Annotated in this window: 27 protein-coding genes; 26 read left to right on the top strand and 1 reads right to left on the bottom strand. The window is 69.7% G+C overall.

Annotated elements, in window-relative coordinates:
• The first annotated feature begins 11 nt into the window (after positions 1 to 11).
• The 23 genes from MOV08_RS21115 (at position 12) to MOV08_RS21005 (ending at position 20049) form a co-directional block, all read left to right on the top strand.
• Positions 12 to 434 carry a WhiB family transcriptional regulator gene (locus MOV08_RS21115; RefSeq protein ID WP_275308531.1) on the top strand — a complete coding sequence of 141 codons (423 nt, stop codon included), beginning with the start codon at positions 12 to 14 and terminating at the stop codon, positions 432 to 434.
• A gap of 188 nt (positions 435 to 622) precedes the next feature.
• Positions 623 to 1066 carry a hypothetical protein gene (locus MOV08_RS21110; protein ID WP_275308530.1) on the top strand — a complete coding sequence of 148 codons (444 nt, stop codon included), beginning with the start codon at positions 623 to 625 and terminating at the stop codon, positions 1064 to 1066.
• A 146-nt stretch (positions 1067 to 1212) separates the two neighbouring features.
• Complete coding sequence (locus MOV08_RS21105; protein WP_275308529.1) at positions 1213 to 1416, top strand: helix-turn-helix domain-containing protein; 204 nt, start codon at positions 1213 to 1215, stop codon at positions 1414 to 1416.
• A complete protein-coding gene (locus MOV08_RS21100) occupies positions 1413 to 2144 on the top strand; it encodes a DNA-methyltransferase (protein WP_275308528.1) in 732 nt (243 codons plus the stop codon). Before MOV08_RS21105 ends, MOV08_RS21100 begins: the two co-directional genes overlap by 4 nt.
• 87 nt (positions 2145 to 2231) lie before the next feature.
• A complete protein-coding gene (locus tag MOV08_RS21095) occupies positions 2232 to 2780 on the top strand; it encodes a hypothetical protein (protein WP_275308527.1) in 549 nt (182 codons plus the stop codon).
• A gap of 238 nt (positions 2781 to 3018) precedes the next feature.
• Positions 3019 to 3381, top strand: coding sequence for a holin (locus MOV08_RS21090; RefSeq protein ID WP_275308526.1), 363 nt, complete (start codon positions 3019 to 3021; stop codon positions 3379 to 3381).
• Between the two features lie 214 nt (positions 3382 to 3595).
• Positions 3596 to 4054, top strand: coding sequence for a hypothetical protein (locus MOV08_RS21085; RefSeq protein WP_275308525.1), 459 nt, complete (start codon positions 3596 to 3598; stop codon positions 4052 to 4054).
• The gene (locus tag MOV08_RS21080) at positions 4041 to 5651 is read left to right on the top strand and encodes a hypothetical protein (protein WP_275308524.1); all 1611 of its coding nucleotides are present in this window, start codon (positions 4041 to 4043) and stop codon (positions 5649 to 5651) included. The genes MOV08_RS21085 and MOV08_RS21080 overlap by 14 nt, the downstream gene beginning before the upstream one ends.
• A gap of 18 nt (positions 5652 to 5669) precedes the next feature.
• Positions 5670 to 7118: a phage portal protein gene (locus tag MOV08_RS21075; RefSeq protein ID WP_275308523.1), complete on the top strand. Its 1449-nt coding sequence runs from the start codon at positions 5670 to 5672 to the stop codon at positions 7116 to 7118.
• 41 nt (positions 7119 to 7159) lie between these two features.
• On the top strand, positions 7160 to 8164 hold the full coding sequence (locus tag MOV08_RS21070) for a VG15 protein (protein WP_275308522.1): 1005 nt from the start codon (positions 7160 to 7162) through the stop codon (positions 8162 to 8164).
• 91 nt (positions 8165 to 8255) lie between these two features.
• Positions 8256 to 8867, top strand: coding sequence for a hypothetical protein (locus MOV08_RS21065; protein ID WP_275308521.1), 612 nt, complete (start codon positions 8256 to 8258; stop codon positions 8865 to 8867).
• 40 nt (positions 8868 to 8907) lie between these two features.
• Positions 8908 to 9789, top strand: a complete 882-nt coding sequence (locus MOV08_RS21060) for a P22 coat protein - protein 5 domain protein (protein ID WP_275308520.1) — start codon at positions 8908 to 8910, stop codon at positions 9787 to 9789.
• Positions 9790 to 9814: 25 nt separating this feature from the next.
• Positions 9815 to 10375 carry a hypothetical protein gene (locus MOV08_RS21055; protein WP_275308519.1) on the top strand — a complete coding sequence of 187 codons (561 nt, stop codon included), beginning with the start codon at positions 9815 to 9817 and terminating at the stop codon, positions 10373 to 10375.
• Positions 10372 to 10767: a DUF6093 family protein gene (locus MOV08_RS21050; protein WP_275308518.1), complete on the top strand. Its 396-nt coding sequence runs from the start codon at positions 10372 to 10374 to the stop codon at positions 10765 to 10767. The genes MOV08_RS21055 and MOV08_RS21050 overlap by 4 nt, the downstream gene beginning before the upstream one ends.
• Positions 10764 to 11141, top strand: a complete 378-nt coding sequence (locus MOV08_RS21045) for an HK97-gp10 family putative phage morphogenesis protein (protein WP_275308517.1) — start codon at positions 10764 to 10766, stop codon at positions 11139 to 11141. The genes MOV08_RS21050 and MOV08_RS21045 overlap by 4 nt, the downstream gene beginning before the upstream one ends.
• 7 nt (positions 11142 to 11148) lie before the next feature.
• On the top strand, positions 11149 to 11562 hold the full coding sequence (locus MOV08_RS21040) for a hypothetical protein (protein WP_275308516.1): 414 nt from the start codon (positions 11149 to 11151) through the stop codon (positions 11560 to 11562).
• A 13-nt stretch (positions 11563 to 11575) separates the two neighbouring features.
• Positions 11576 to 12127, top strand: coding sequence for a phage tail tube protein (locus MOV08_RS21035; protein WP_275308515.1), 552 nt, complete (start codon positions 11576 to 11578; stop codon positions 12125 to 12127).
• Positions 12124 to 12654, top strand: a complete 531-nt coding sequence (locus tag MOV08_RS21030; protein WP_275308514.1) for a hypothetical protein — start codon at positions 12124 to 12126, stop codon at positions 12652 to 12654. The genes MOV08_RS21035 and MOV08_RS21030 overlap by 4 nt, the downstream gene beginning before the upstream one ends.
• Positions 12655 to 12722: 68 nt before the next feature.
• Positions 12723 to 12989 (top strand): hypothetical protein, encoded by a 267-nt coding sequence (locus tag MOV08_RS21025; protein ID WP_275308513.1) that lies wholly within the window; start codon positions 12723 to 12725, stop codon positions 12987 to 12989.
• Positions 12990 to 13007: 18 nt separating this feature from the next.
• Positions 13008 to 16946, top strand: a complete 3939-nt coding sequence (locus tag MOV08_RS21020; RefSeq protein ID WP_275308512.1) for a phage tail tape measure protein — start codon at positions 13008 to 13010, stop codon at positions 16944 to 16946.
• A gap of 4 nt (positions 16947 to 16950) precedes the next feature.
• The gene (locus tag MOV08_RS21015; RefSeq protein WP_275308511.1) at positions 16951 to 17856 is read left to right on the top strand and encodes a phage distal tail protein; all 906 of its coding nucleotides are present in this window, start codon (positions 16951 to 16953) and stop codon (positions 17854 to 17856) included.
• Positions 17857 to 17880: 24 nt separating this feature from the next.
• Positions 17881 to 18909 (top strand): hypothetical protein, encoded by a 1029-nt coding sequence (locus MOV08_RS21010; RefSeq protein ID WP_275308510.1) that lies wholly within the window; start codon positions 17881 to 17883, stop codon positions 18907 to 18909.
• 33 nt (positions 18910 to 18942) lie between these two features.
• Positions 18943 to 20049 (top strand): hypothetical protein, encoded by a 1107-nt coding sequence (locus tag MOV08_RS21005; protein WP_275308509.1) that lies wholly within the window; start codon positions 18943 to 18945, stop codon positions 20047 to 20049.
• A 110-nt stretch (positions 20050 to 20159) separates the two neighbouring features.
• Here MOV08_RS21005 and MOV08_RS21000 read toward each other — a convergent pair whose 3' ends face one another.
• A complete protein-coding gene (locus MOV08_RS21000; RefSeq protein ID WP_275311842.1) occupies positions 20160 to 20915 on the bottom strand; it encodes an ArsR/SmtB family transcription factor in 756 nt (251 codons plus the stop codon).
• 198 nt (positions 20916 to 21113) lie between these two features.
• On the opposite strand from MOV08_RS21000, the gene MOV08_RS20995 reads away from it, so the two are divergent.
• From MOV08_RS20995 to MOV08_RS20985, 3 genes are all read left to right on the top strand, one after another.
• Positions 21114 to 21314 (top strand): hypothetical protein, encoded by a 201-nt coding sequence (locus tag MOV08_RS20995; RefSeq protein WP_275308508.1) that lies wholly within the window; start codon positions 21114 to 21116, stop codon positions 21312 to 21314.
• A 120-nt stretch (positions 21315 to 21434) separates the two neighbouring features.
• Positions 21435 to 22754 (top strand): peptidoglycan-binding protein, encoded by a 1320-nt coding sequence (locus MOV08_RS20990; RefSeq protein WP_275308507.1) that lies wholly within the window; start codon positions 21435 to 21437, stop codon positions 22752 to 22754.
• Positions 22751 to 22987, top strand: coding sequence for a hypothetical protein (locus MOV08_RS20985; protein ID WP_275308506.1), 237 nt, complete (start codon positions 22751 to 22753; stop codon positions 22985 to 22987). The genes MOV08_RS20990 and MOV08_RS20985 overlap by 4 nt, the downstream gene beginning before the upstream one ends.
• The last annotated feature ends 37 nt before the right edge of the window (positions 22988 to 23024 follow it).

Here is a 23024-nt window from a genome sequence, read left to right as displayed (position 1 = left end):
GAGGAGACCCCGTGCACCCCCTGGCCATCAAGCCGCCGCCTTTCGTCCCGCGCACCGAGGAGACGCCCCTGCCTTGTACCACCTGTCCCGACGTGTACTTCGCCCCGGACCACCGCGAATCCCACAAGGAGAGACTCGACCGCGTCGCCGCCGCCCAGCTCCTGTGCGGCGGCTGCGACGAGGACCGGCGCGCCGCCTGCGCCGACTGGGCGCGTACCCATCGGGAATGGGGTGTCTGGGGCGGTCGCACCGAGCGGCAGAACGGCTACAAACCCCGTAACCACAGCGCCGGCCCGGGAACCGGCCAGAGCACGACCGAGTGCGGCACCGAAGCCGGGGCCCGCGCCCACTACCGCCGCGGCGAACGTCCCTGCGCCGCCTGTGGCGCGGCAGCACGGCGGCGAGCGGCCGAGCGAAAGCAGGGCGCGGCGTGACTCGGCCGACGGCCTACGACCGTCCGGCCTGTGTCGTCTGTCCTCGCGACCTTTGGTCTGACGAACAGAGTCGCCTCGTCTGCCGCCCATGTGAACGGCGCGTCGCGTCTCTCCTCGGCGAACTCCCCAGCCTGACCAGGGAACTGCACGGCTTCCTGGTCCCCACGGCCCGGGCGCACGGCCTCCGCGTGACGGTACGTACCGAATCCCCGGCGCCGATCAACCTGCACGTCCTGGACCACATCACCAAGACCACCGCCACGCTCGACAGCTGGCTGGTCGACTGGCACGACCACCTCGGATGGGCCCCACCGTCCTACCGCACCGACCCCATGGCCGAGGCCGCCAGTGCTCTGCGGGCCAATCTCCCTTGGGCCGCCGAGCACCATCCCGCCATCGCCGACTTCATGAACGAGGTCACTGACCTGCACCGAACCGCCACCGGACTCCTCGACCCCGCCGCCCGCCCCCGGCGCATCGGCACCTGCCCCACCGCTCTCGACGACAGCGAGCCCTGCGGCGCGCCGCTGCGCTACGTCCCGGGCTCTGCTGCCATCACCTGTGGTTGGTGCGGTGCCGTATGGGATCCCCTCGATCTCGCTGCCCTCGTCCAGGCGACATCCCCGGAATGACACCTCCCGGTCCTCGCTGACTTTCGTGCAACACTCAGCAACAGCGCCACCCGTATGCCCACGCGGCAGGTGCGCGCTTCACGGCCCCGCGTCCTCCCCCCCCGACGCGGGGCCGTCCCCATTACCAGGGCGGAGGAGACAGCACGGTGCCCCAGACCATCACCGACACCGCAGCCGCCGCCCTCTACTTCCACGTTGCCCCCACCACGGTCCGGTCATGGATCAAGCGGGGACACGTCGAACATCACGGCCATGACCGACGAGGGCGCGCCCTCGTCGACCTCCACGAGATACGCGACTACCTGCACACGCGGCAAGCGGCACGACAGGAGTCCGAAAGGACTGGATGACCTCCCCGAGCTGGAAGCTCCACCGCGGCGACGCACTGACCGTTCTGCACACCTTGCCCACCGGATCGGCCGACGCAGTGATCACGGACCCGCCCTATTGCTCGGGCGGGCTCACCTCCGCCCAGCGAACCAGCCAGTCCACACGCGGCAAGTACGTCAGCACCGACGCCCAGCACCAGCTCGCAGACTTCGACGGCGACACTCGCGACCAGCGCGGATACTTCGCCTGGATGAGTCTCGTCCTCGGCCAGTGCTACCGCATCAGCCGGACCAGCGCGCCACTACTCCTGTTTACCGACTGGCGCCAGCTACCCGTCAACTCGGACGCATTGCAGTCGGCCGGCTGGACCTGGCGAGGGATCGTTCCCTGGCACAAGCCCATCGCCCGCCCCAGCAAGGGCGGATTCAAGCGGGCCTGCGAGTACGCACTATGGGCCACCAAGGGCCCCGTCGACGCAGCGCGTAACCCGGTCTACCTTCCCGGCCTCTACAGCGCGTCCCAGCCGCGCGGTTCCAAGCGCTTCCACATCACGCAGAAGCCCGACGAGCTGATGCGGGAGCTGGTGAAGATCTGCGTGCCGGACGGGACCATCCTGGACCCGTTCGCCGGCTCTGGGTCCACCGGTGTGGCAGCACTGACCGAAGGCCGTTCTTTCGTCGGTGTGGAGCTGTCGGAGCGGTACGCGGAGACCGCGCGTGAACGGTTGACCCTCGCTGCCTACGCCTGATGATCAAGGACCTACGGCCCTGGCGCCGCAACTGCCCCTCGCCTACCGTGCTTCGTTCCGAGTCGGAGACCACAGCAGGGAAGCAGGATGCGCCGCGCCATCGCCGCCTTAGTCACCACCGTCGCTACCGGATTCGCGCTCACCGCGTGCGGTAGCAGCTCCAGGTCGGAGGCCAAACCGACGCCTCCGACCAAGCCTGCGGCCCAGCGCATTCATGAAGCCCTCGTCGCCGCTGACTGCAAGGTCTACGGGCCCCCGGACCAGCCCTACGACGCGGTGCTCCTGACTGACTCGGACGACCGCCTGGGCGAAGGCGTACAGAAGGCGATACGAGAGCAAGCCGCCTTCGGTGACGCAGAGCTGGACATCCGGAAGATCGTCGGGGACGAGAAAGTCAGTACCGAGAGCATGGAATCTCACGCGATCAACTACCTGACGCGCGCCAAGGACAGCGCCAAGCAGGACCAGGACATGTTCCAGGCGAAGCTCGACGGCAACGACACCCTGGCGGACCTCAAGCTCATGATGCGCGCCACCGGCAAGGGGCCGACGTTGAGCGACTTCCGTGAGCGGTACCAGAAGGCCGCTGCCAAGCGCGGGTACACGTACAGCCTGGACGGTTGCAAGAAGTCCTGAGTCAGGCAGCCGGGGGCGTTTGTGGAATGCCCCCGGTACGGCCGGCACCCCCGGCCCATGACCTGGTGTCCGCCGGGGACGGGTGCCATTGCCCGCTCGCCGCGCCGTTGCCGCGCCGCGCAGCTCAGGTGATGTCGGCCAGCGCCTGTACGGACCACGAAGCAGGCGGGCCACCGGTGATCCGCCTATCGACATCAAGCGCGCCGGTCGGCGGGCCGAAGCGAGGGAGGGCTACGCGATGCCCCGTAGGGCCATGGCCATCTGCCCCACGCCCGGCTGCCCCGTCCCCACTCCCGGTGGCCGCTGTCCGTCCTGCCGGCAGGACGCCGAGCAGCGGCGCGGCAGCGCACGCCAACGCGGCTACGGCCGCGAGCACGAGACGCGGTTCCGCCGTCCGGTCCTCGCCCGCGACCCGACCTGCGTCCTGTGCGGCGCCAAGCCCTCCATCCACGCCGACCATTGGCCGCTGTCGCGCCGTGAGCTGCTGGCACAAGGCCGCGATCCGAACGACCCGAGCCACGGCCGCGGCCTGTGTGCCTCGTGCCATGCCAAGCACACAGCAGCAGCGCAGCCAGGCGGCTGGAACGCGACGAACAACTGAGACGACACGTGGCGCGGCGCCACGTGACCACGAACGCTCGGCCGTAGCGCGCTTCCCCTTCGGCGGCTGTCGACCGAGACGGTCCGTAATCGAATTCCCCCGGGGGTGACCCCCTGGGCCCCAGCCTGAGGGACCGCCGGGGAGGGCGCGCGCCAGTCCGTCAGGTTCAAAACGTTCTGGCTGTCACCGAGCGTCACGATCACCGGGAGGTGGCATGGCGAGCGGAGGTGCGCGTGCGCGTTCTGGGCCGGCACCGGACCCGGCGGCACTACGGCGGGACCGGGACGGAGACCAGTGGACGGTACTCCCTGCCGCCGGGCGGCCAAGCCCGGCGCCCGAGTGGCCGCTCACCGAGCCGACCGGACGCGAGCGGCAGCTGTGGGACGTGCTCTGGACGCGTCCGCAGGCAGTGATGTGGGAGCGGCTGGGCCTGGAGCTGGAGGTGGCGATGTACGCGCGCCGGTTCACCGAGGCTGAGCAGCCCGATTCTCGGGTGAACCTGTCCACGCTGGTGCGGCAGTTGGCCGACTCCCTCGGCCTGACCGTTCCGGGGATGCGCGCTAACCGCTGGCGGATCGAAGCGGCGGCAGACCAGGCACCTTCCGCGCCCCGGCCGACGGCACGCTCCTCGGCACGGTCCCGGTTGAAGGTCGTCGCGGATGGCGACGGATGAGTACGTCGTCGACTTCCCGGCGCTGTGGGTTGTACCGGAGTGGATCGAGCAGCACTGCGTCGTACCGGACGGCTTCCGTAAGGGCGAGCCGTTCACGCTCTACGACTGGCAGCTGTGGTGCACGGTCAATCACTACCGGATTCGGCCTGGCGCGCAGACCGGGCAGTTGGCGACGTCGTTCAGCAATCGGCGCTCCCAGGTGGTGGCGCCGCAGAAGACCGGCAAGGGCCCCTGGACGGCCGGCCTGGCCGCGGCCGAAGGCGTCGGCCCGGTGGTGTTCGCCGGATGGTCCCGCGGCGGTGAGGTCTACGACTGCCGGGACTGGGGATGCGGCTGCGGCTGGCTCTACGAGTACGAGCGGGGCGATCCTATGGGTCGGCCCTGGCCGACGCCGCTGATCCAGATCACGGCGTTCTCGGAGGACCAGACGGACAACATCTTCCGGCCCTTGCAGTCGATGATTCGGAACGGTCCGCTCGGCGAACTGATGCGGGTGGGTGAACAGTTCATTCGCCTGCCGGGCGAGGGCCGCATCGATGTCGTCACGTCCTCGGCACAGTCGCGGCTGGGCAACCCGGTGACGTGCTGTTTCCAGGACGAGGTCGGCTTGTGGACGGCAGAGAACAAGATGACGCGTGTCGCCGATACCCAGCGCCGCGGGCTGGCCGGCATGGGTGGTCGGGCCATCGAGACCACCAACGCCTGGGACCCGTCGGAGAACTCCGTTGCCCAGCGGACGGCGGAGTCGAAGGCCAAGGACATCTTTCGCTTCCGCCGCAAGGCTCCGGGATCATGGTCGTATGCGAACAAGGCGGACCGGCGACGGATCCACCGGTACGTGTACGCCGGCTCCACGCACGTGGACCTCGATGCCATCGAGGCCGAGGCCGCGGAGCTGCTGGAGACCGACCCGGCGCAGGCGGAACGGTTCTTCGGTAACCGCGTGGTGGCCGGGACCGGGGCCTGGCTGAACAGAGATACCTGGGATGCCCGCTGCGAGCGCCGTGTCGTGGAGGCGGGTATCCCGGTCGTCCTCGGTTTCGACGGTTCGGACGTGGACGACTGGACCGCCATCCGGGCCGAGACCCTGGACGGCTACCAGTTCACCCCCACCTACGGGCCGGACGATCAACCCACCATCTGGAACCCGGCCGACCACGGCGGGCAGGTGCCGCGCCTGGAAGTCGACGCCGCTGTCGACCACCTCATGACCCGCTACCGCGTGGTGCGCATGTACTGCGATCCGCCGTACTGGGAATCGGAGGTTGACGCGTGGGCGGACCGGTTCGGCGACAAGGTCGTCGTCCGCTGGTACACCCAGCGCGTGGCGCAGATGCACGCCGCGGCCGAGCGGTTGCTGACCGACGTGACCAAGAAGGACAGCCCCTTCCACCACGACGGATGCCCGATCACCGGGACGCACGTCGCCAACGCGCGCAAGGCCGCCCGGCCCAGCGACCGGTACGTGCTGCGGAAGGCCGCGCCCACACAGAAGATCGACGCCGCTGTCACGTCCATCCTCGCCCACGAAGCAGCAGGCGATGCGATCGCGGCCGGCGCCGCCCGCGAATCCGATCACTACGTCTGGACCGACTGAAGGGGAGGCCGCGGGCACATGGAGTTGTGGCAGGCCCAGGTCCTGGCCGATCGGCTCATCGACGAGCTGAACGCGCGGGCTCCGGAGATTCAGAAGCACGTCGACTACTACCGCGGCAGACACCCGCTCAAGTTCGCCTCGGCGGAGTTCCGCAAGTACTTCGAGCAGCAGTACAGCGACTTCGCCGACAACTGGGTGCAGCCGGTGGCCGACTCCCCGGTGGAGCGGCTGACGATGACCGGGGTGAAGCCCGCCGGGGAGACCTCGGCGGACGCGGATCTGTGGTCGGTGTGGCAGCGCAACGGCCTGGACGCCGATTCCCAGCTCGGCTTCGTCGGTGCCGCCTACGGAGCCCGGACCTTCGTCCTGGTGTGGGGCAACCCGGCCGACCCGGAGCTGCCGCAGGTGACCTTCGAGGACGCCCGCCAGGCGATCGTCGCCTACGAACCTGGCTCGCGCCGCCGGCGCCGGGCGGCGCTGAAGACCTGGCAGGACGGCTCCCGCGAGTACGCGACTCTCTACCTGCCCGACGAGGTCTGGAAGCTGGAACGGCCGAAGGTCAGTACCCAGACCCGCAAGACTCTCGCGCTGCGCGAGGTCGACGACCTGCTGCACGCCTGGATGCCCCGGGAGGTGCCCGGGGAGCCGAACCCCCAGCCCAATCCCATGGGCGTGGTTCCCATGGTGGAGCTACCCAACCGGCCGCTGCTGGCCGACGACCCGATCTCGGACGTGTCCGGCGTGGTCGCCATGCAGGACGCGATCAACCTGTTGTGGTCCCAGCTGTTCACCGCCTCGGACTTCTCCAGCTTCCCGGCTCGGGTGGTGCTCGGCAACGACGTACCCAAGACCCCGATCCTGGACAAGAACGGCCAGAAGATCGGCGAACGCCCGGTTCCGCTGGAGAAGTTCGCCACCAACCGCGTGCTGTGGCTGTCCAATCCGAACGCGAAGATCGACTCCTGGCCGCCGGCGAACCTGTCGGCGTACACCGAGGTCATCGAGGTCGCGGTCGGGCACATCGCCGCACAGACGCGCACCCCGCAGCACTACTTGATCGGCCGCATGGCCAACCTCTCCGGGGACGCCCTGATCGCCGCGGAGACCGGCCTGGTCAAGAAGGTCAAGGAAAAGCAGCTCTGGTACGGGCAGGCCCTGCGCGAGGTCTTCCAGCTCATCGCCCTGGCCCGCGGTGAGGCAGGTCGGGCCGAAGCGGTGGTGGGCGGACACGTGCTGTGGGCCGACGCCGAGTCCCGCAACCAGGCCCAACTCTCCGACTCACTCCTGAAGTTGAAGCAGATCGGCTTCCCCTTCGAGTGGCTGGCCCTGCGCTACGGGCTCTCCCCGACCGAAGTCGTCGACCTGCTGGCGATGCGTGAGCGTGAGGCCGCCGCGGATCCGGTGGCCGCACTGATGCTGCCCAAGGACGGGCCCGCGGGCGATCAGCCGACGGAGGCCGCGGAGTGACCCCGGCTCCGGTGGACACCCGGCCCGGGGAGCGTGCCCAGGTGGAGACACTGGCGGCGGCGTACTACCGCCGGCAGACCCGCCTGGCCGCCACCGCGGCCCGTCTCGCGGCCCGGTGGTGGCGGGCGATGCCCCGCGCGGACATCGACCTTTACTGGCGCCTGAACGCAGCAGCCTTGATCGCCGTATTCGCGCAGATGCAGGAGCAGGCCGCCGCGGACGCGGACGACTACGTCTCCGCGTGTCTTCTCGCCCAGGAGGTCGATCCTCACCCGGCCGGGCGCCTGAACCCCGCTGCATTCGCCGGATACGCAGCCGACGGCCGCCCGCTGGAGTCTCTGCTGTACCGACCCGTGATCACCACGAAGGAACTGATCGGGCGCGGGGCCCCGGAGCCGGCGGCGTTCGAGCGTGGGCTGACCGAGCTGCTGACGATCGCCAGCAGCGAGATCGCCGATGCCGGACGCTCAGCCACTGGCGCCCGGATCGCCTCCGACCGGGCCTGTGCCGGGTACGTGCGGATGGCCTCGGCGAAGGCATGCGCGCGGTGCGCGGTCCTGGCCGGTCGGGTCTATGCCTTCAACCGCGGATTCAAGCGGCACCGGCGATGCCACTGCTACCACGTCCCCATGGGACGTAAGGACCGGTGGAAACAGCGTGCCCAGACCTATGTCGAGGATCCCCGGGAGCACTTCGACCGCCTCTCCCGCGCCGAACAGGACCGGCTGTACACCGTGTCTGGCGCGCGGGCCATCCGTGACGGTGCGGATATCACCCAGGTCGTCAACGCCCGCCGGGGCCTGTACACCGCCGACGCTTTCGGTCATCGCGTGGAGGCTACCCGCGAGGGGACACGGCGCCGCTCGACCGCGTTCGTCCGCAACGAGCTGGCCCGCGCCATCGAGCGCGGACAGCTGCCACGCGGCCATACCGGCCGCGGCTGGCGCCCACAGACCCCGCGACTCACGCCGGAAGCCATCTACAAGATCGCCGATAGCCGCGACGAAGTGATCTGGATGCTCAAGCATCACGGCTACCTCTTCTGACCTCTCGAACCACCGATAGCTCACCTCGCCGGGGTCTGCGCCATGCCGGCCCCTTCGTCATGAAAGGGCCGCAATGGCTATGCCCACGACCATGCCGGACAGCAACGACGACCAGGCCACGGCCCAGCCGCAGGACTCCATCCAGCGCGACCAGGAAGACCATGGCGACGTAGCCGACCCCGCTGGCTCCTACCAGCTCGGCGACGCCGGAAAGCGCGCACTGGACACGATGAAGGCTCGGTTCAAGGCCGAACGGGAGGCACGGCGCACGGCCGAGGCCGCCTTGGAAGCAGCACAGCGATCCGACGAGGAGACGGCCCGGCAGCGTGAGCTGGAACAGGCCGCAGTAACCAAGGCGAACGCCCGCATCCTGCGTGCCGAGATCCGAGCGGCAGCCAAGGGCCAGCTCACCGATCCCACCGACGCGCTGACCTTCATGGATCTGGACCGGTTCGAGGTCGGCCCAGATGGCGCGGTGGACATCGACGAGATCACCGAGGCGATCGGTGAACTGCTCAAGGCCAAGCCCTACCTCGGCACCGCCACGAGCCGGACACCGCGGTTCGAAGGAACAGGCGACGGCGGCGCGCGTGCCGGACAGAGCCCCAAGCCGCAGCTGACCCGCGAAGAACTGGCGAAGCTCTCGCCGACCGAGCGGCTGGCGGCCTTCAACGAGGGCCGCTGCAAGAACCTGACCGGCTGAGCCGGCCGGCACCCGAACCGAGAGAGGCCACCCCACCCCCATGGCAATAACCAAGTTCGTCCCCGAACTGTGGGCCGCAGCCGTCCAGATGCCGTTCGACCGGGCCCTCGTCTACGCACAGCCCAGCGTGGTGAACCGCAAGTACGAGGGCGAGATCCGGAAGATGGGCGACACCGTGCACGTGGGCACCATCGCCGACCCCACCGTGCGCAAGTACGACAAGGACACCGACCTCCAGGTCGAGGACCTGGCCGACGACCAGCTCGACCTGAAGATCGACCAGGGCGATTACTTCAACTTCCGCGTCAACGACGTGGACAAGGTCCAGGCCGCGGGCGACTTCCAGGGCCCGGCCACCCAGCGGGCCGCGTTCAAGATGAAGGACCAGCTGGACCGGTTCATCGCCGGTCTGCACGCCCAGGCGATGCCGGCGAACCAGCTCGGCACGCTGGAGATCGCCAAGGACAAGCCGGGCCAGGCATACGACACCCTCGTCGAGCTGTCCGTCACCCTGGACACCGCGGACTGCCCCACCGACGGCCGGTACGTGATCGTGCCGCCGGAGTTCCACGGTGTCCTGTTGCGAGATGAGCGGTTCGTGCGCGTGGACGCCGCCGGCACCGACCAGGGGCTGCGCAACGGCATCGTTGGTCGCGCCGCCGGATTCGACGTCCTCAAGTCCAACAACTCTCCCGCCCCCAAGGCCGGAGAGCGCGTGATCCAGGCCGGCATCCCGGACGCCATCAGCGTGGCCCAGCAGATCATCGAGACCGAAGCCCTGCGCTCCCAGGCCCGCTTCGCCGATCTGGTGCGCGGCCTGAACGTCTACGGCGCCAAGGTCTTCCACCCCGAGGGCATCGCCACCGCCACGGTGAAGGTCGTCGACACCGCCTCGGCACCGGCCACCAAGACCGCGAAGTAGTTCTGCCAGCCGTAAGGAGGCTGCCGTGGCCGATCCCGCCCTGGCGACGCCGGCAGATGCCGCACGATACGGCTACGACCTCCCAGAGCAGGACGCACACGCCCTGCTGGAGCGCGCTTCGGCGCGCATCCGGCGGGCCGCCGGACAGACGATCACCGTCGCCGAAGTGGCGGTACGGCTGCCCGTCGAGCACGGGGCCGTACAGCTGCCCGCGCCGCCTGTCCGCACGGTGCACGGGGTGCGGGACATCGCCCCGGACGGCACCGCCCGCGACGTCGAGGGCTGGGGCTGGGACGGCGTGCGGCTGGCCGGGCTGGGCAGCGCGCTCCTGGTGGAGGTCGCCTACAGCCGCGGCTACGACCCCGTGCCGGCCGGAATCGTCGAGCTGACCTGCCAGGTCGCCCACCGGCTCGCCAATACCTCCCCCGGCATGGAATGGGGAGTTCGGCAGCAGTCCATCGACAACTACTCCGTCACCTACGCCGTCGAGCAGCTGGACGCCGCCGGAGACCTTCTCCCCGGTGAACTGCGCTCCCTCGAACGCGACTTGGGTGTGAGGAATGTCTGGATGGTGGAAACCCTGTGACCTCCGCCTTGGACCGGCTCCTCGCCCAGGGGCGCACGGCAGCGCAGCAGCTGATGACCGACCGGTGCCGGATCGAGCGCAGTACCGGCATCGACACCACCGACGACGGCCGGGACGTCGAACGGGCCACGACGGTCTACGAAGGCCGCTGTCGCCTTCGACCCGCCGGGCAGGCCGCTACGACCGACAAGAGCGGCACCGTGATCGTGGAGACCTGGGCGTACACCGTCTCCGTGCCGCTGTCCGTCGCGGGCGTCCGTACCGGCGACGCCGTACAGATCCTGACGTCCGATGACCCGGCCTTGGCCGGCCGTCGCCTGCGTGTGAAGTCCATCGACCGCGGCACACAGATCACCGCCCGTCGCCTGGCCTGCGAGGAGGTTGCCCGGTGAACATCACCGTCATCGGCGCCCGGGAGACCGCAGCCTCGTTCATCGCCTCGGCCCTGGCCCTGCAATACAAGTCCCGGCAGGCCGTCGAGATCACGGCCCGCAAGGTGAAGGACTCCGCCAAGCAGCGCGTCTCCGGCTTCAAACACCTGCCGCACTACCCGCGGTCGATCGGCTACGACCTGCACGGCGGAGCAGGCGCGGTCTGGGCGAAGATCGGCCCGGACAACCGCGCGGCCCAGTGGGGCCTCGGCCGCTTCATCGAATTCGGAACGCCCACCAGCGGCCCGCATCCGCACATGGGGCCGGCCCTGGTGGAGAACGAGGCCGATTTCACCCGCGGCATGCTGATCGCCGTTACCGAGGCCATCCGGTGAGGCCCGCGTGAACGTCACCGATCGCCTCGTAGACGCGCTGCGTGCGGCGGGGATGCCGACCGGGGACGCTGAGGCCCGGCAGGACGGCAAGGAGCTGACCGGCCGCTACGCGGTCGTGTGGCCCGTGGCCGAGCACGCCCCGGACGGCACGGCCTGGGACCCCAACCAGGACCGCACTCTGGACGTGCAGATCACCAGCTGCGGCCCCACCCGCCGCGCCGCCGACCAGGTCGCCGAGGAGGCCCGGCGTGTCGCCCTCGGCTCCTTCCCACCGCCGGACAGTTACGGCTGGCTCGCCCCGGCCGCCTACGTCACCGGCAACCCGACCACGCGGGAGAACCCCTCCGACCCCACACGCCCGGAATTGCGCGGCTACTACCGCGCGGACGTCTACCGCTACGCCATCACCCCTACTGCATAAGGAAGTTGCAACCGTGGCTCGCAGGAGCTTTACCGGCCTGGGCCGGATCTACTGGGTCCCCACCCTCGCCGACCCGGCCGCGCCCACCGTCGCCGAGATCAAGGCCGGGACCGAGATCACCACCAGCGTGAAGCGCGACGGCCTGGATATCCCGCGCAGCGTGGAGACCATCGACATCTCCGACGCCTCCTCCCGCGTCAACAAGACCGGCCCGGGCACCATGGGCGGCGACGCCGTGACGATCAACGCCTGGCGCGACTCCGACAGGACCCTGGACACCGCCTGGAACACCCTGATCGAGGACGAGGTCGGCTACCTGGTCGTCAACCGCTGGGGCAACGCCCAGGACACCAGGACCGGCCTGGGGGCCGGTGCGGACAAGCCCGCCGACGCGGCCAAGGGCGACCGCATCGAGGTCTACCAGTGCACGGTCATGTCCCGCGCCATGGACACCATCGGCGCCGAGGCCAACGCCTGCACCATCACCCTCACCCAGGGCGGCATCCCGCAGCTCGACGCCGTCGTCACCGACACGACGCCCGCCCGGAACAAGGAGAACGCGTGACGAACCCCGCCCCGCGCACCCTCGCCGAAATCCGAAAGGCCGTGCGCCGGCCGACGCAAAGCGTGGAACTCCTCCTCGACGGCGAACTGGCCGAGCGCATCGAGCGCCTGGAGCGCGAGCTGGAACGGGCCCGACGCACGGACGAGCTGTCCAACGCTCCCGACCACGCCCCGGCCATCCAGGCCGAGATCGACGGCCTGTACGAGCAGGCCGAGGCCGCCCGCCAGACGTTCACCTTCCAGGCCCTCCCGCACCGCGTCTACCAGCGGCTGCGCACCGAGCACCCGCCCACGCCCGAGCAACTGGCCCAAGCCCGGGAAAAGGACGGCGACGAGCCCGCCTTCGACCCGGACACCTTCGCCCCAGCCCTGGTGGCCGCCATGTGCACCGCCCCGGCCGGCACCGCCGCGGAGTGGGCCGAGCTGTGGGACACGCTCTCCGACGGGCATGTGACCACCCTGTTCACCACCGCGTTGGCGGCCCAGTTCCAGGTCCCCGACCTGGCCCCAAAAGCCACGACCGGCTGACCCGCTCGCCCGAGCTACGGGCGCAGATGGCGTACTGCGCGCCCCGCGGCATCCCGTACTCCGTGTTCATGGGGCGCACGGTCGCGCCGGGTGAGCCGGAGTGGACCGAAGAAGACACCGCCCTGGCCGTCGAGTGGCAGCGCATCCGGGACACCACCTGTGCGGGGTGCGGCCAGCCGCTGGCCGAATGCCTGACCGACGACGGCGGATACGAAACGACCGTGGTGCGCTGCCACGGATGCAAGGCCAAGGAGAAACGCGTGGAAGAACTCGGCAAGGTGAGCGACACGGCCGGCGTCAAGGTCGTCGTCCACCGCCTCCCCGAGGACGCGTGAAGGAAGGAGAAACGCTCAGTGGCCGAGCGCTCCATCACCGTCCTCGTCCGCGCCAACACCGCCGACTACGCGGCCGGCATGGCCCAGGCTGCGGCCCGCACCCGGGCCCTGGCCGACGCCGCACGCTTCGCCGGCGCGGGCATGCGCGGAATGGATGACCACACCCGCCGGGCCCGCGGCGGCCTGAACCAGATCGCTCAGGGCGCCACGGGCTCCCAGCGCTCCCTGTCCACCCTCGGAGCCACCGGCACCGGGGCGATGGGCTCTCTGCGCGGCAGCATCACCAGCGCCATGGCGCCGATGGCCGGCTTCGCCGCGCTCATGGGCACTGGCCTGGGCCTGGCCACCGTCATCGAGCAGGGAAACCAGTTCAACACCACGGTGGAGAGCTGGGGCGTGATCACCGGTGCCACCCGCGTCGAGTTGCAGCAGATGCGTACCACTGCCAAGGCTCTGGGCAACGACATGGACCTGCCCAAGTCGACCGCGGCGGACGCTGCCAAGGCGATGCTGGAGCTGTCCAAGTCCGGTTTCACGGCCCGGGATTCGATGGCCTCGGCCCGCGACACCATCGTCCTGGCGACCGCGGCCGAGGTCGAGATCGGTGACGCCGCGATGATGGCCTCGGACATGATGCAGCAGTTCGGACTGACGGCCAAGGAGACCTCGCGCGTCACCGACACCCTCACCAACGCGGCCAACGCCTCCTCGATCTCCCTGGTCGACGTCTACAACTCGATGAAGTACGCCGGCCCGCCCGCCAAGGCCCTGAAGATCTCGATGGAGGACCTGGCGACCGCGATTGCCGGGATGGGCAACGCCGGCATCAAGGGCGAAATGGCGGGCACCCAGCTGCGCGGCTCCCTGTCCCGGCTGGCCAAACCCACCCGGCAGATGCACAACGCGATGAAGAAGCTGAACCTGGTCGCCTTCGACCAGGAGGGCCGCTTCAAGGGCCTGCGCTACATCACCGAAACCCTCACCAAGGCCAAGAAGAACCTCTCCGACAAGGAGTTCATCGCCGCCACCCAGGCCACTTTCGGCATGGAGGCGTACACCGGGTGGGTGGCCGTCGCCGAGCAGGGTCTGGGCGTATGGGACAAGAACAGCGTCAAGATCCGCGAGCAGGGCTCCGCCCTGGAACTGGCCCGCGCCAAGACCAAGGGCCTGGGCGGTGCAATGGCGGGACTCCAGTCCCAGCTCACCGCGGCCGGAACGGCGATCTACGAGAGCATCGCCCCACCCCTGGAGAAGGGCACCCGCGCGGCCAGCAACCTGGTCAACAAGACGATCCCGCTCATCCCCGCCGCCTTCAACAAGGCCAAGGAGGCCGTGGCCGGTTTCGCCGGCCTGGTGGGCGACGCGTTCCACGCCGTCGAGCCGGCGCTGATGCCCGTCGTATCGACCGTCGGGAGCGCGGCTGCCGCCTTCGCCTCTCTGCCCGGCCCCATCGCGGCCTCCGTGGCCGCGTCCGCCGGCATCGTGCTTATGCGCAACCGCATCCAGTCCATAGGCAGCTCGATCGCGGCCGTCCCCGGGCAGTTCCGGGACGCCGCACGGGCCTCGCAGACCATGACCACCTCCACCGCTGCGGGAACGATCCAGCTGGGCCGCTTCGGGCAGGCCGTCGGCGCGATCGGGCAGCGCGTCCCGGTCATCGCCCAGATGCAGTCCGCGTTCATCAACTCCGCGGTCGGCGCTACTCGGTTCGGACGCACCGCGGGGACAGCTGCCGCGGCGACCGTGGGCCTACGCGCCGCCGGCGCCGGACTCGTAGGACTCCTCGGCGGCCCGCTGGGCGTCGCACTCACCGGCGCCACCATCGCCGCCGGACTGTGGGCGGACGCCAACGCCAAGGCGAAGCAGAAGGCCGCAGAGCACGCCGAAAGCGTGTCCCGCTTCAAGGACGCACTCCTGGAGTCCAACGGCGCCATCTCCAGCAACGTCAAGTCCCTGGTCATCCAGGAGACGCAGCAGACCAAGGTCGGCAACACCGGAAAGAACATGCTGAAGGTGGCCGACGATCTCGGTATCGCGCACCGCCGCCTGTACGACGCGGTGATGACCAACGGCCCCGCCTACAACCAGCTCAAGGCCCACATCCAGGACGTGGTGAAGGAAGGCACCACCTACAACACCACGCAGTACAACACCCAGGTCGTGCAGACCGAAGCGGCAAAGTCCGCCCAACGCCTCCTCGACGAACTCGGCGTGCTGCGCGGCAAGTTCACCGAGGGGCGCGACGGCGCCGAGGAGTACCGCAAAGCCCTATCGGAAGCGACCCCGTACACCTCCAACCTGACCGAAGCGCTCAAGAAGCTCGGCGACTCCTCGGCGAGTGCCGCGGAGAAGACCAGCGCACTCAAGCAGGCCCTCGACATCCTTCAGGGCAAACAGCAGGACGCCCAGCAAGCCACCGACTCCCACCGGCGCGCCGTGCGCGAGCACCAGGAAGCCGTCAAGCAGGCCGCGAAGGACGCGGACGTATGGGGAAACGCCTTGCTGGACAGCAAGGGCGCGCTCGACGTCTCGCACAAGGCGGCCGACGGCCTGAAGACCAGCCTGGACAGGCTGAAGGAGGCCGCGCTCGCCCAGGCGCAGGCGGCCTACGAGTCGGGTGAGTACAGCGGCACGAAGTACGCCTCCGGACTCAAGGCCGCCGAGGCCGCGATGAAGGACAACCGCGAAGCCGCGATCCAGATGGCCCGCGACTACGGCATCAGCAGGGACAAGGCCGAACAGCTGGTCAACCAGCTCGGCCTCATCCCCGCCGACGTGAAATCCGTCCTCACCCTGGCCGGCGCCGGCACGGTCACCCGCGAACTCGCCGGGATCAAGCAGCTGCTCGACCAGCAGAAGGAACGCAAGGTCATCACCGTCCAGGCCCTCACCAAGGACGCCGAGGGCCTGCTCACCCAGCTCGGCTTCAAGGTGGAACGGCTGCCCAACGGCATGGTCAAGGTCACCGCCCAGACTGCCGAAGCCTGGGCCGAGCTGAGGAAGCTTGACGGCGCCGAACTGGCGGACAAGATCCAAAGGCTCAAGGGGGACGGTTCCGATGCGAAGGCCAAGCATGCGGAAGTCGACGGCCTGACCTTCACCGACAAGATCCAGAAGTTCAACGGCGATGCCTCGGACGCCTTGCGGAAGCAGGCCGACGCCATTCGGAAGGGCAAGGAACTCGAAGCCCAGAATCCGACGCAGCACCTGCAAGGAGACGGCCGCGGAGCCGCCTCGGCACGGCAATCCGCGTTCCGCGGCGGCGCTCAGCTGAACAGCGCTGTCTTCACCCAGCGCCTGTCCGGCGACGAGTCCGGCGCCCGGCAGGCGCGCCTGTCGGCCCAGAGCGGCGGCAACCAGCTGGAGCGCGACCGCAAGACCCAGCACATCGACGGCGACAACTCCGACGCCTGGTCGGCCATCCGCGCGATCACCAGCTTCGTCATGCCGACCAAGACGATCAGCATCGTCGCCGACGTGGTCGGCAAGGCCAAGGAACTGCTGGGATTCTCCGCCGGCGGAATCGTCGAGGCGTACGCCAACGGCGGCATCCGGGACGTGCGATCCTCACGCCGAGCGGAAGCCCACCGGGCGCAGATCGCCCACGCCGGGGCCTACCGGGTCTGGAGCGAACCGGAGACCGGCGGTGAGGCGTACATCCCGCTCGGCCCGGCGAAGCGGGCCCGTTCCAAGAAGATCACCGAGGACGTGGTCGCCCGTTTCGGCGGGCAGGTGGCCTGGGCGCCGACCGTGCGTCAGGCAGCCCCGGCGCCGGCGCTGCCCGCCCGGATGCTGGAACAGATGGTGGCGGCCGTCGCCGAGGCGATCACCACCGCGCCGGCCGGCTCCCAGGGGCCGGCGCTGCACGTCGAGCACTACCACCAGGCCGGAGGCGCCTCCGCGTCCCAGGTGGCCGCCGAACTGGACTGGAAGCTGCGCACCAGATTGGGGAGGTGACACCGTGCCCAAGCCCGTCATCAGCTTCCGCGGCCTGGTGCTCGATCACACCCGGTTCGGGTGGCAAACCCTCACTGGCTGGGAAGACCTGCCGGCCCTGGACGCCGCCGACACCCTCCAGCCGGACGCCCACGGTTCGTGGCCCGGCAGGCTGTTGGCCCAGCCCCGGACCATCACCGTCGAGGGGATCTCTGTCCGTGCCCGCGGAGAGATTGGCGCCGCCGTGGCGGAGCTGAACGCGGCCACAGCCGTGGCGGACACCGAGGCCGAACTTGTCGTCGACCTCGACGAGCGCGGCCCGCTGGTGGCCTTCGCCCGCTGCACCCGGCGACACCTTCCCGTGGATCGTTTCTACGCCGCCAGCGGCATCACCCAGGCCACCGGGGCCCTGCAATTCGAGGCACCCGATCCGCGGCGCTACAGCATCACCGCCCACAGCCTGTGGACGCTCGTACCGCAACGCGAGCCGGGGCTGGCCTGGGAACGCCCGATGTTCGGCAAGGTCGGCGAACTGGACTGGGGGAGCGGGGCGGACGCCGGGCTGGAATGGGGACAACCAGGGTCCACTGGTCGCATCACCGCCGTGAACGGGGGCACCGCCCCGGCTCACCCCCTCATCACCTTCACCGGCCCCCTCGACCGCCCGGTCCTCACCCACCAGCAGACCGGCCGCTTCCTGGCCTACGACCTGGTGCTGGCCGCCGGCGAAACCCTGGTCGTCGACACCGTCGCCGGCACGGTCCAGCTCGGCCACCCGGGTGCCTCGCGCCTCCACACGGCCGCGGCAGACAGCAGCCCCGAACGCACCTTCGCCCTGGCCCCGGGAGAGAACACCCTCGCCCTCCGCGACCAGTCCCTCGCCAACACCACGGGTTCCGTGAACGTGACCTGGCGCGACGCCTACTGGTAACCCGCTACCCAAGGAGAGAACACGATGGCGGTACGCGCCGCATGGCTCACCACCCGAGGCGACAGCGCCGGAGGCCAGACCCGCGAGGACACCCGCCGCGCGCCGCTCGGCATGATGACCCCCGTCGGCGAGTGGCAGACCGACCCCGGAATCCTCCCCGGTGCCGGCGGCGACCAGACCGTGATCGGCGGACTACGCCTGTACCGCACCGGCCCCATGACCTGCCGAGTCCTCGGCGGTCGGGCCGTCGTGCAGGGAACCACCGAACAGGGCGCCTACCCGGTGCTCGTCGACAACCCGGTCCCCCTGCCCGTGGAGAACGGCGACGCCACCAACCCCCGCGTCGACCTGGTCGTCCTGCGCGTCTACGACGACCCCTACGACTCCAGCGGCCGCACCGAGGCCGCGGTCGAAATCCTCCAGGGCACCCCCAGCCCCCGCCCCACGCCTCCCGAAGTCCCACCGTGCGCCATCCCCTTGTACGAGATCACGGTCCCGGCCGGGACGTCGTCGGGTAGCGGCGGCATTGACTGGGGGAGCGCCCTCCGCGACCGGCGCTTCCCCACCGTCGCCGTCGGCGGCATCGTCCCCGCGGGCACTGCGGCCGGCCGCTACGCCGGGCAGTACCGGGACAACGGCAGAGCCCTGGAACGCTTCAACGGCCAGAGCTGGGGCAGCCCCCTGGAGGACACCGGCTGGCAGCCCATGCCGCTCGGCGGGAGCGTGCAGAACATCAGCTACGCCCCCTGCCACATCCGCCGCATCGGGAACGTCGTCTATCTGCGCGGCCGGGCCGAGAAACGACCCGGCCTGGCCGAATGGATCTGGCCCGACCAGGTCATCGCCCGCATACCCGAGGGACTGCGCCCCTACGGGGGCAGCATCTACACCTTCGCCGCGGCCCGGAACCGCATCGCGCAGTACGAGACCTGCCGCCTGGAGGTCAAGTCCAACGGAGAGCTGTACTGCATGTCCGGCAAGGTCGGCCAGCCCGCCAGCGACGAGTTGCCCAAGTGGGTTTCCTTCGACGGTGTTTCCTACCCGGTCGCCTGACCTCCAGATCCACCACCGACGGGAGGCCGGCCGGTGACCGCTGCGTACCGCCTCATCTTCACCGACCTGGTGACCGACCAGCTCCTGGACGTGTTCCCGGCCACTCAGCTCGAATTCGAGGACTGGATCGGTAAGACCGGCCAGCTCTCGGCACAGATAGCGCTCCCCGACGTCCAGACCGCCGCCCGCGTCCGGTCGGCCACCATCCCCGCCCGCACCGCCGTGTGGGTCGAGCGAGACCGCGAAATCTGGTGGGGCGGGATCGTCTGGCAACGCACGCCGACCTCCGCCTCCCGCAACGAACCTATGGCCCTGACGCTCCAGGCCGCGACCTTCGACTCCTACCTGGCGCGCCGGGAGCTGGACGTCCCACTACCTGCGTTCGTGCAGACCGATCAACTCGCCATCGCTCAGGCCCTTCTGGCCAAAGCGCAGGAGGTCCCCGGCGCCGACATCGGCCTGGTGGCCATCGGCGACGCCGTCAGCGGAGTACTCCGCGACCGAACCTACGAATGGCATGACCTTCCCCGATACCTTGACATCCTCGACCAGCTCTCCCGCGTCGAGAATGGCTTCGAGTGGCGCGTCCGCGGCCGGCGCGACGAGAGCGGGCGCCGCGTGCGCGAGCTGCTCCTCGGCTACCCACGTATTCGCTCCGCGTACAGCGAGATCGTCCTGGACCACCCCGGCCCCGTCGTCTGGTACAAGCTGCCCGAGGACGCCTCCGGCAAGGCCACCCACTGGATCAGCCGCGGCGCCACCCCCACTCCCAAGGGCGACGAGACCACCTACCCTTTGATCTCCCAACCCCTGCCCTTCCTCGCGGCCATCGAGGACGGCTGGCCGCGTCTGGACGGCTCCAGCGACTACCTCACCGTCGAACGGATCGCGACTCTCGACGAGCACGCCCGACACGACCTCGCTGACGCCTGGAACACCGCCCCCATCCCGGAAGTCACCGTGCAACTCGACGCCACCCCAATCACGCCGGCGATGCTCGGCGCCACCATCCGCCTGCGCATACACGACGCATGGCACCCCGACGGCACCTCCATGCACTACCGGCTCGTCGGCATGGCCATCACGCCACCGGACCGCACCACTCCGGAAACCGCCCGCCTATACCTCAACGCCACCTAGACGATCGAGTCCGATGCGTTCAGTGGCCGATTGCCCGTTCCTGGAACGTCCACGCTGGCGTTGTGGCTGTGCGGGCACAGGGAGGTGGCGCGGTCAGTCCGGTTTGCGGATCAGGACCACGGCGGCGAGGACAGCGGCTTGCCCGTCTCGAGGTAGGTCTTGAGGTTGGACAGTACCGCCGTCCAGCCGCCGGCGGCCTGGCGGCGCTCGGCCTCGTCGCGCAAGTTCTCGTGCGTGACCGTGAGTTGGACGACGGTGTCACCGAGCGGCTTGAGGCCGAAGGTGACCGTGGAGGGGCCGTTCGGGCGGTCTTCGTCGGGGCCGGCCCAGGTGATGACGAGGCGCTTGGCCGGGACGGCTTCGACGATGGTGCCCGCCACGTCGGCGATGCCGGAGCCGTCGGTGCGGCGGTGTTCCCAGGCGGAACCCGGTTGCCAGTCCGAGACGTTGCTGTGGCCCCAGTAGGCGGCGGTCATCTCAGGGTCGGTCAGGGCCTCCCAGACCTTGTCCGGGGTGGCCTCGATGTAGGTGGTGTACACGAACTGCGGCTTGGTTGACATGGCGTCCTCGGCTTTCTGTTTCAGTGCGCTTAGAGCCCGCAGGTGCGGGTGTTCGAACTTGTCGATCCACCGCTCCTGGATCTCGTGGATCGGCACGGGGTTGAGGTAGTGGAGTTTTTCCCGGCCTCTTCTGACCGTGCTGACGAGGTTCGCGGCCTCCAGTAGGCCCAGGTGTTGGGTGGCTGCCTGGCGGGACATTGCCAGGCCGTCGCACAGCTCACTGAGGGTCTGGCCGTTGTTCTCGTACAGCCGGTCCAGAAGGCGCCGGCGGGTCGCATCGGACAGAGCCTTGAAGGCCCTGTCCATCTCATCGCTCACACCAACCATCATGCAAGCATTTACCTGCATGTCAACCCGGGGCCGCCCAGCCCAGCCCGATATCACTGGGAAAGGGGGCGCCGACCTGCGGAAACACCGCCTTCCCAAACTGCCCCACAACCGACCTCATCACCCCGCGCGGTGCCCGACATCGGACTTGATCATCTAGAGCACTTGGGAGTTGCCATGGCCTACCTCCCCGCCGACCTCCTTGACCGCCTGGCCGCCATCGAACGCCGCCTACGCGTCGTCGAGGGTCGCTCCCAGTTCCGATCCGCCACGACGGACCCCCAAGTCCCGGCGCTCACAACCCGGGTGACCCGCATCGATGGTCGCCTCGCGTCCCTGGAATACAGCCTGCGCTACCAGCCACCCGGCGACGTCTGACTACATCCCGCACCACCCGCACCGCACCCGGCCCCGGGGGATCCCTCAGGGCCGTTTTCACGCCCGCGGCCGGCGCCACGAATCCGGCAGACACGGCACGAGACCAGGAGGACAGCACCCATGGGTACGACGTGGATACCGGGCGCCGAACGCCTGGGCAGCGGCTCCATCGGCGGAGCGATGGACGCGCCCGGACGCCCCGGGCGCGTGGTGTGGCACACCACCGAGAGCGGCGCCGGCGACCAGGCATTCGACAGCGTCGCCCAGTACCTGATCCAGATCGCCGCCCAGCCGCACCTCCTGTACGACCCGACCACTGACCGCCTCGGCCAGTTCGGGCCCCTGGACGAGTCGGCCCGTGCCTTGCGCAACGACGGAGCGAGCCGCACCAACCGGACCGGTCGCGTATGCATCCAGATCGAGGTCCTGGCCCGCGCCTCCCGGCCGTTCACCGCCTACTGGCGACCCGGCCCGAACTTCCGGTCGCTCATGTCCGCAATCCGATCCTGGGGCATCCCCGACACCTTCCCCATGGGCGACCCAGCCCGCACCGCGTATGCCGCGACCAACCGAAACCGCACCGTCTGGCATGCCGAAGGCGGCCACTACGGCCACTGCCACGTTCCTGGCAACGATCACTGGGACCCCGGCGCCATCGACCCCGCCGGCCTCTTCAAGGCCGCACCGGGAACCGGCGGCAACCACGCCCGGCCGTCCGGCCCCACCTGGACGGTGAAGGCCGGCCAAACCCTGGGAGCGATCGCCGCCGCCGCGGGAGTCTCGCTCGGGGCACTTCTCACCGCGAATCCCCAGATCCGGAACCCGGACGTGATCCACCCCGGCGACCGGGTCACCCTCCCTGACCGCAACGATCAAGGGAGCGCCGCGCCGGAGAACTCCGCCAAGCCCCGCCCACCGGCCAAGCCGGACCACCCCCGGAACAGCCAGATCGGAGGCAAGACCTACGGCCCCGGTGCCCGAGGAGGCCACATCACGACCGTCGGCCAGGCCCTCGTCGCCCACGGCTTCGGCCGCTACTACCGCGTCGGCCCCGGCCCCACCTGGACCGACGCGGACACTCGTGCCTACGCCGCCTGGCAGCGCTCTCTCGGCTTCCACGGCCCGGACGCCGACGGCATCCCCGGCCCCACCTCCCTCCGCCGTCTCCTCGGCGGAGGCATCCACGCCAAGCCGCAGACCGCACCGCCCTTCCCCGGCCGCGCGTCCGTCCGCTACGGCGCCCGCGGCCCGGCCGTCCTGAAGGTCGACCAGGCTCTGATCCGCCACGGCTACGGCCGACACCTCACCTACGGCCCGTCCGCCTACTACGGCCACACCACCTACGCCGGCGTGAAGGCATTCCAGCGCGCCCAGGGCTGGCGCGGCACCGACGCCGACGGCAACGTCGGCCCGATCACCTGGCGGAGGCTGATGCGATGACCGACCGCGACCCGTTAGGTGTCACGATCGGCGCTCGCGAGATCTACGACGAGGTCGTCGGTCTCCGCGAAGACGTGCGCTCCGTCGTCCAGAACTCCGAAAGCGTGCGCGGCACCCTCACCGACCACGAAGAACGCCTCCGCGCGCTGGAGCGCTGGAAGTACGCCCTCCCCCTGGCCCTGATCACAGCGCTTGGCACAGCAGCTGCCGAAGTCCTCCGCGCCCTTTCCTAACCGCACTCATGGAGCCGACACTCATGAAGTCGACACT

Source organism: Streptomyces yunnanensis (assembly GCF_029011865.1).
Lineage (GTDB): Bacteria > Actinomycetota > Actinomycetes > Streptomycetales > Streptomycetaceae > Streptomyces > Streptomyces yunnanensis.
The sequence above is the reverse complement of the archived record's forward strand: the minus strand, read 5'-3'. Positions and strand labels throughout refer to the sequence as shown.

Coding starts and splice junctions, on each gene's coding strand:
- MOV08_RS21060 (WP_275308520.1), top strand. CDS start 8,908: ATGGCAATAACCAAGTTCGTCCCCGAACTGTGGGCCGCAGCCGTCCAG.
- MOV08_RS20995 (WP_275308508.1), top strand. CDS start 21,114: ATGGCCTACCTCCCCGCCGACCTCCTTGACCGCCTGGCCGCCATCGAA.
- MOV08_RS21010 (WP_275308510.1), top strand. CDS start 17,881: ATGGCGGTACGCGCCGCATGGCTCACCACCCGAGGCGACAGCGCCGGA.
- MOV08_RS21085 (WP_275308525.1), top strand. CDS start 3,596: ATGGCGAGCGGAGGTGCGCGTGCGCGTTCTGGGCCGGCACCGGACCCG.
- MOV08_RS21000 (WP_275311842.1), bottom strand. CDS start 20,915: ATGGACAGGGCCTTCAAGGCTCTGTCCGATGCGACCCGCCGGCGCCTT.
- MOV08_RS21075 (WP_275308523.1), top strand. CDS start 5,670: ATGGAGTTGTGGCAGGCCCAGGTCCTGGCCGATCGGCTCATCGACGAG.
- MOV08_RS21100 (WP_275308528.1), top strand. CDS start 1,413: ATGACCTCCCCGAGCTGGAAGCTCCACCGCGGCGACGCACTGACCGTT.
- MOV08_RS21080 (WP_275308524.1), top strand. CDS start 4,041: ATGGCGACGGATGAGTACGTCGTCGACTTCCCGGCGCTGTGGGTTGTA.
- MOV08_RS21090 (WP_275308526.1), top strand. CDS start 3,019: ATGCCCCGTAGGGCCATGGCCATCTGCCCCACGCCCGGCTGCCCCGTC.
- MOV08_RS21065 (WP_275308521.1), top strand. CDS start 8,256: ATGCCGGACAGCAACGACGACCAGGCCACGGCCCAGCCGCAGGACTCC.
- MOV08_RS20990 (WP_275308507.1), top strand. CDS start 21,435: ATGGGTACGACGTGGATACCGGGCGCCGAACGCCTGGGCAGCGGCTCC.
- MOV08_RS20985 (WP_275308506.1), top strand. CDS start 22,751: ATGACCGACCGCGACCCGTTAGGTGTCACGATCGGCGCTCGCGAGATC.
- MOV08_RS21095 (WP_275308527.1), top strand. CDS start 2,232: ATGCGCCGCGCCATCGCCGCCTTAGTCACCACCGTCGCTACCGGATTC.
- MOV08_RS21025 (WP_275308513.1), top strand. CDS start 12,723: ATGGGGCGCACGGTCGCGCCGGGTGAGCCGGAGTGGACCGAAGAAGAC.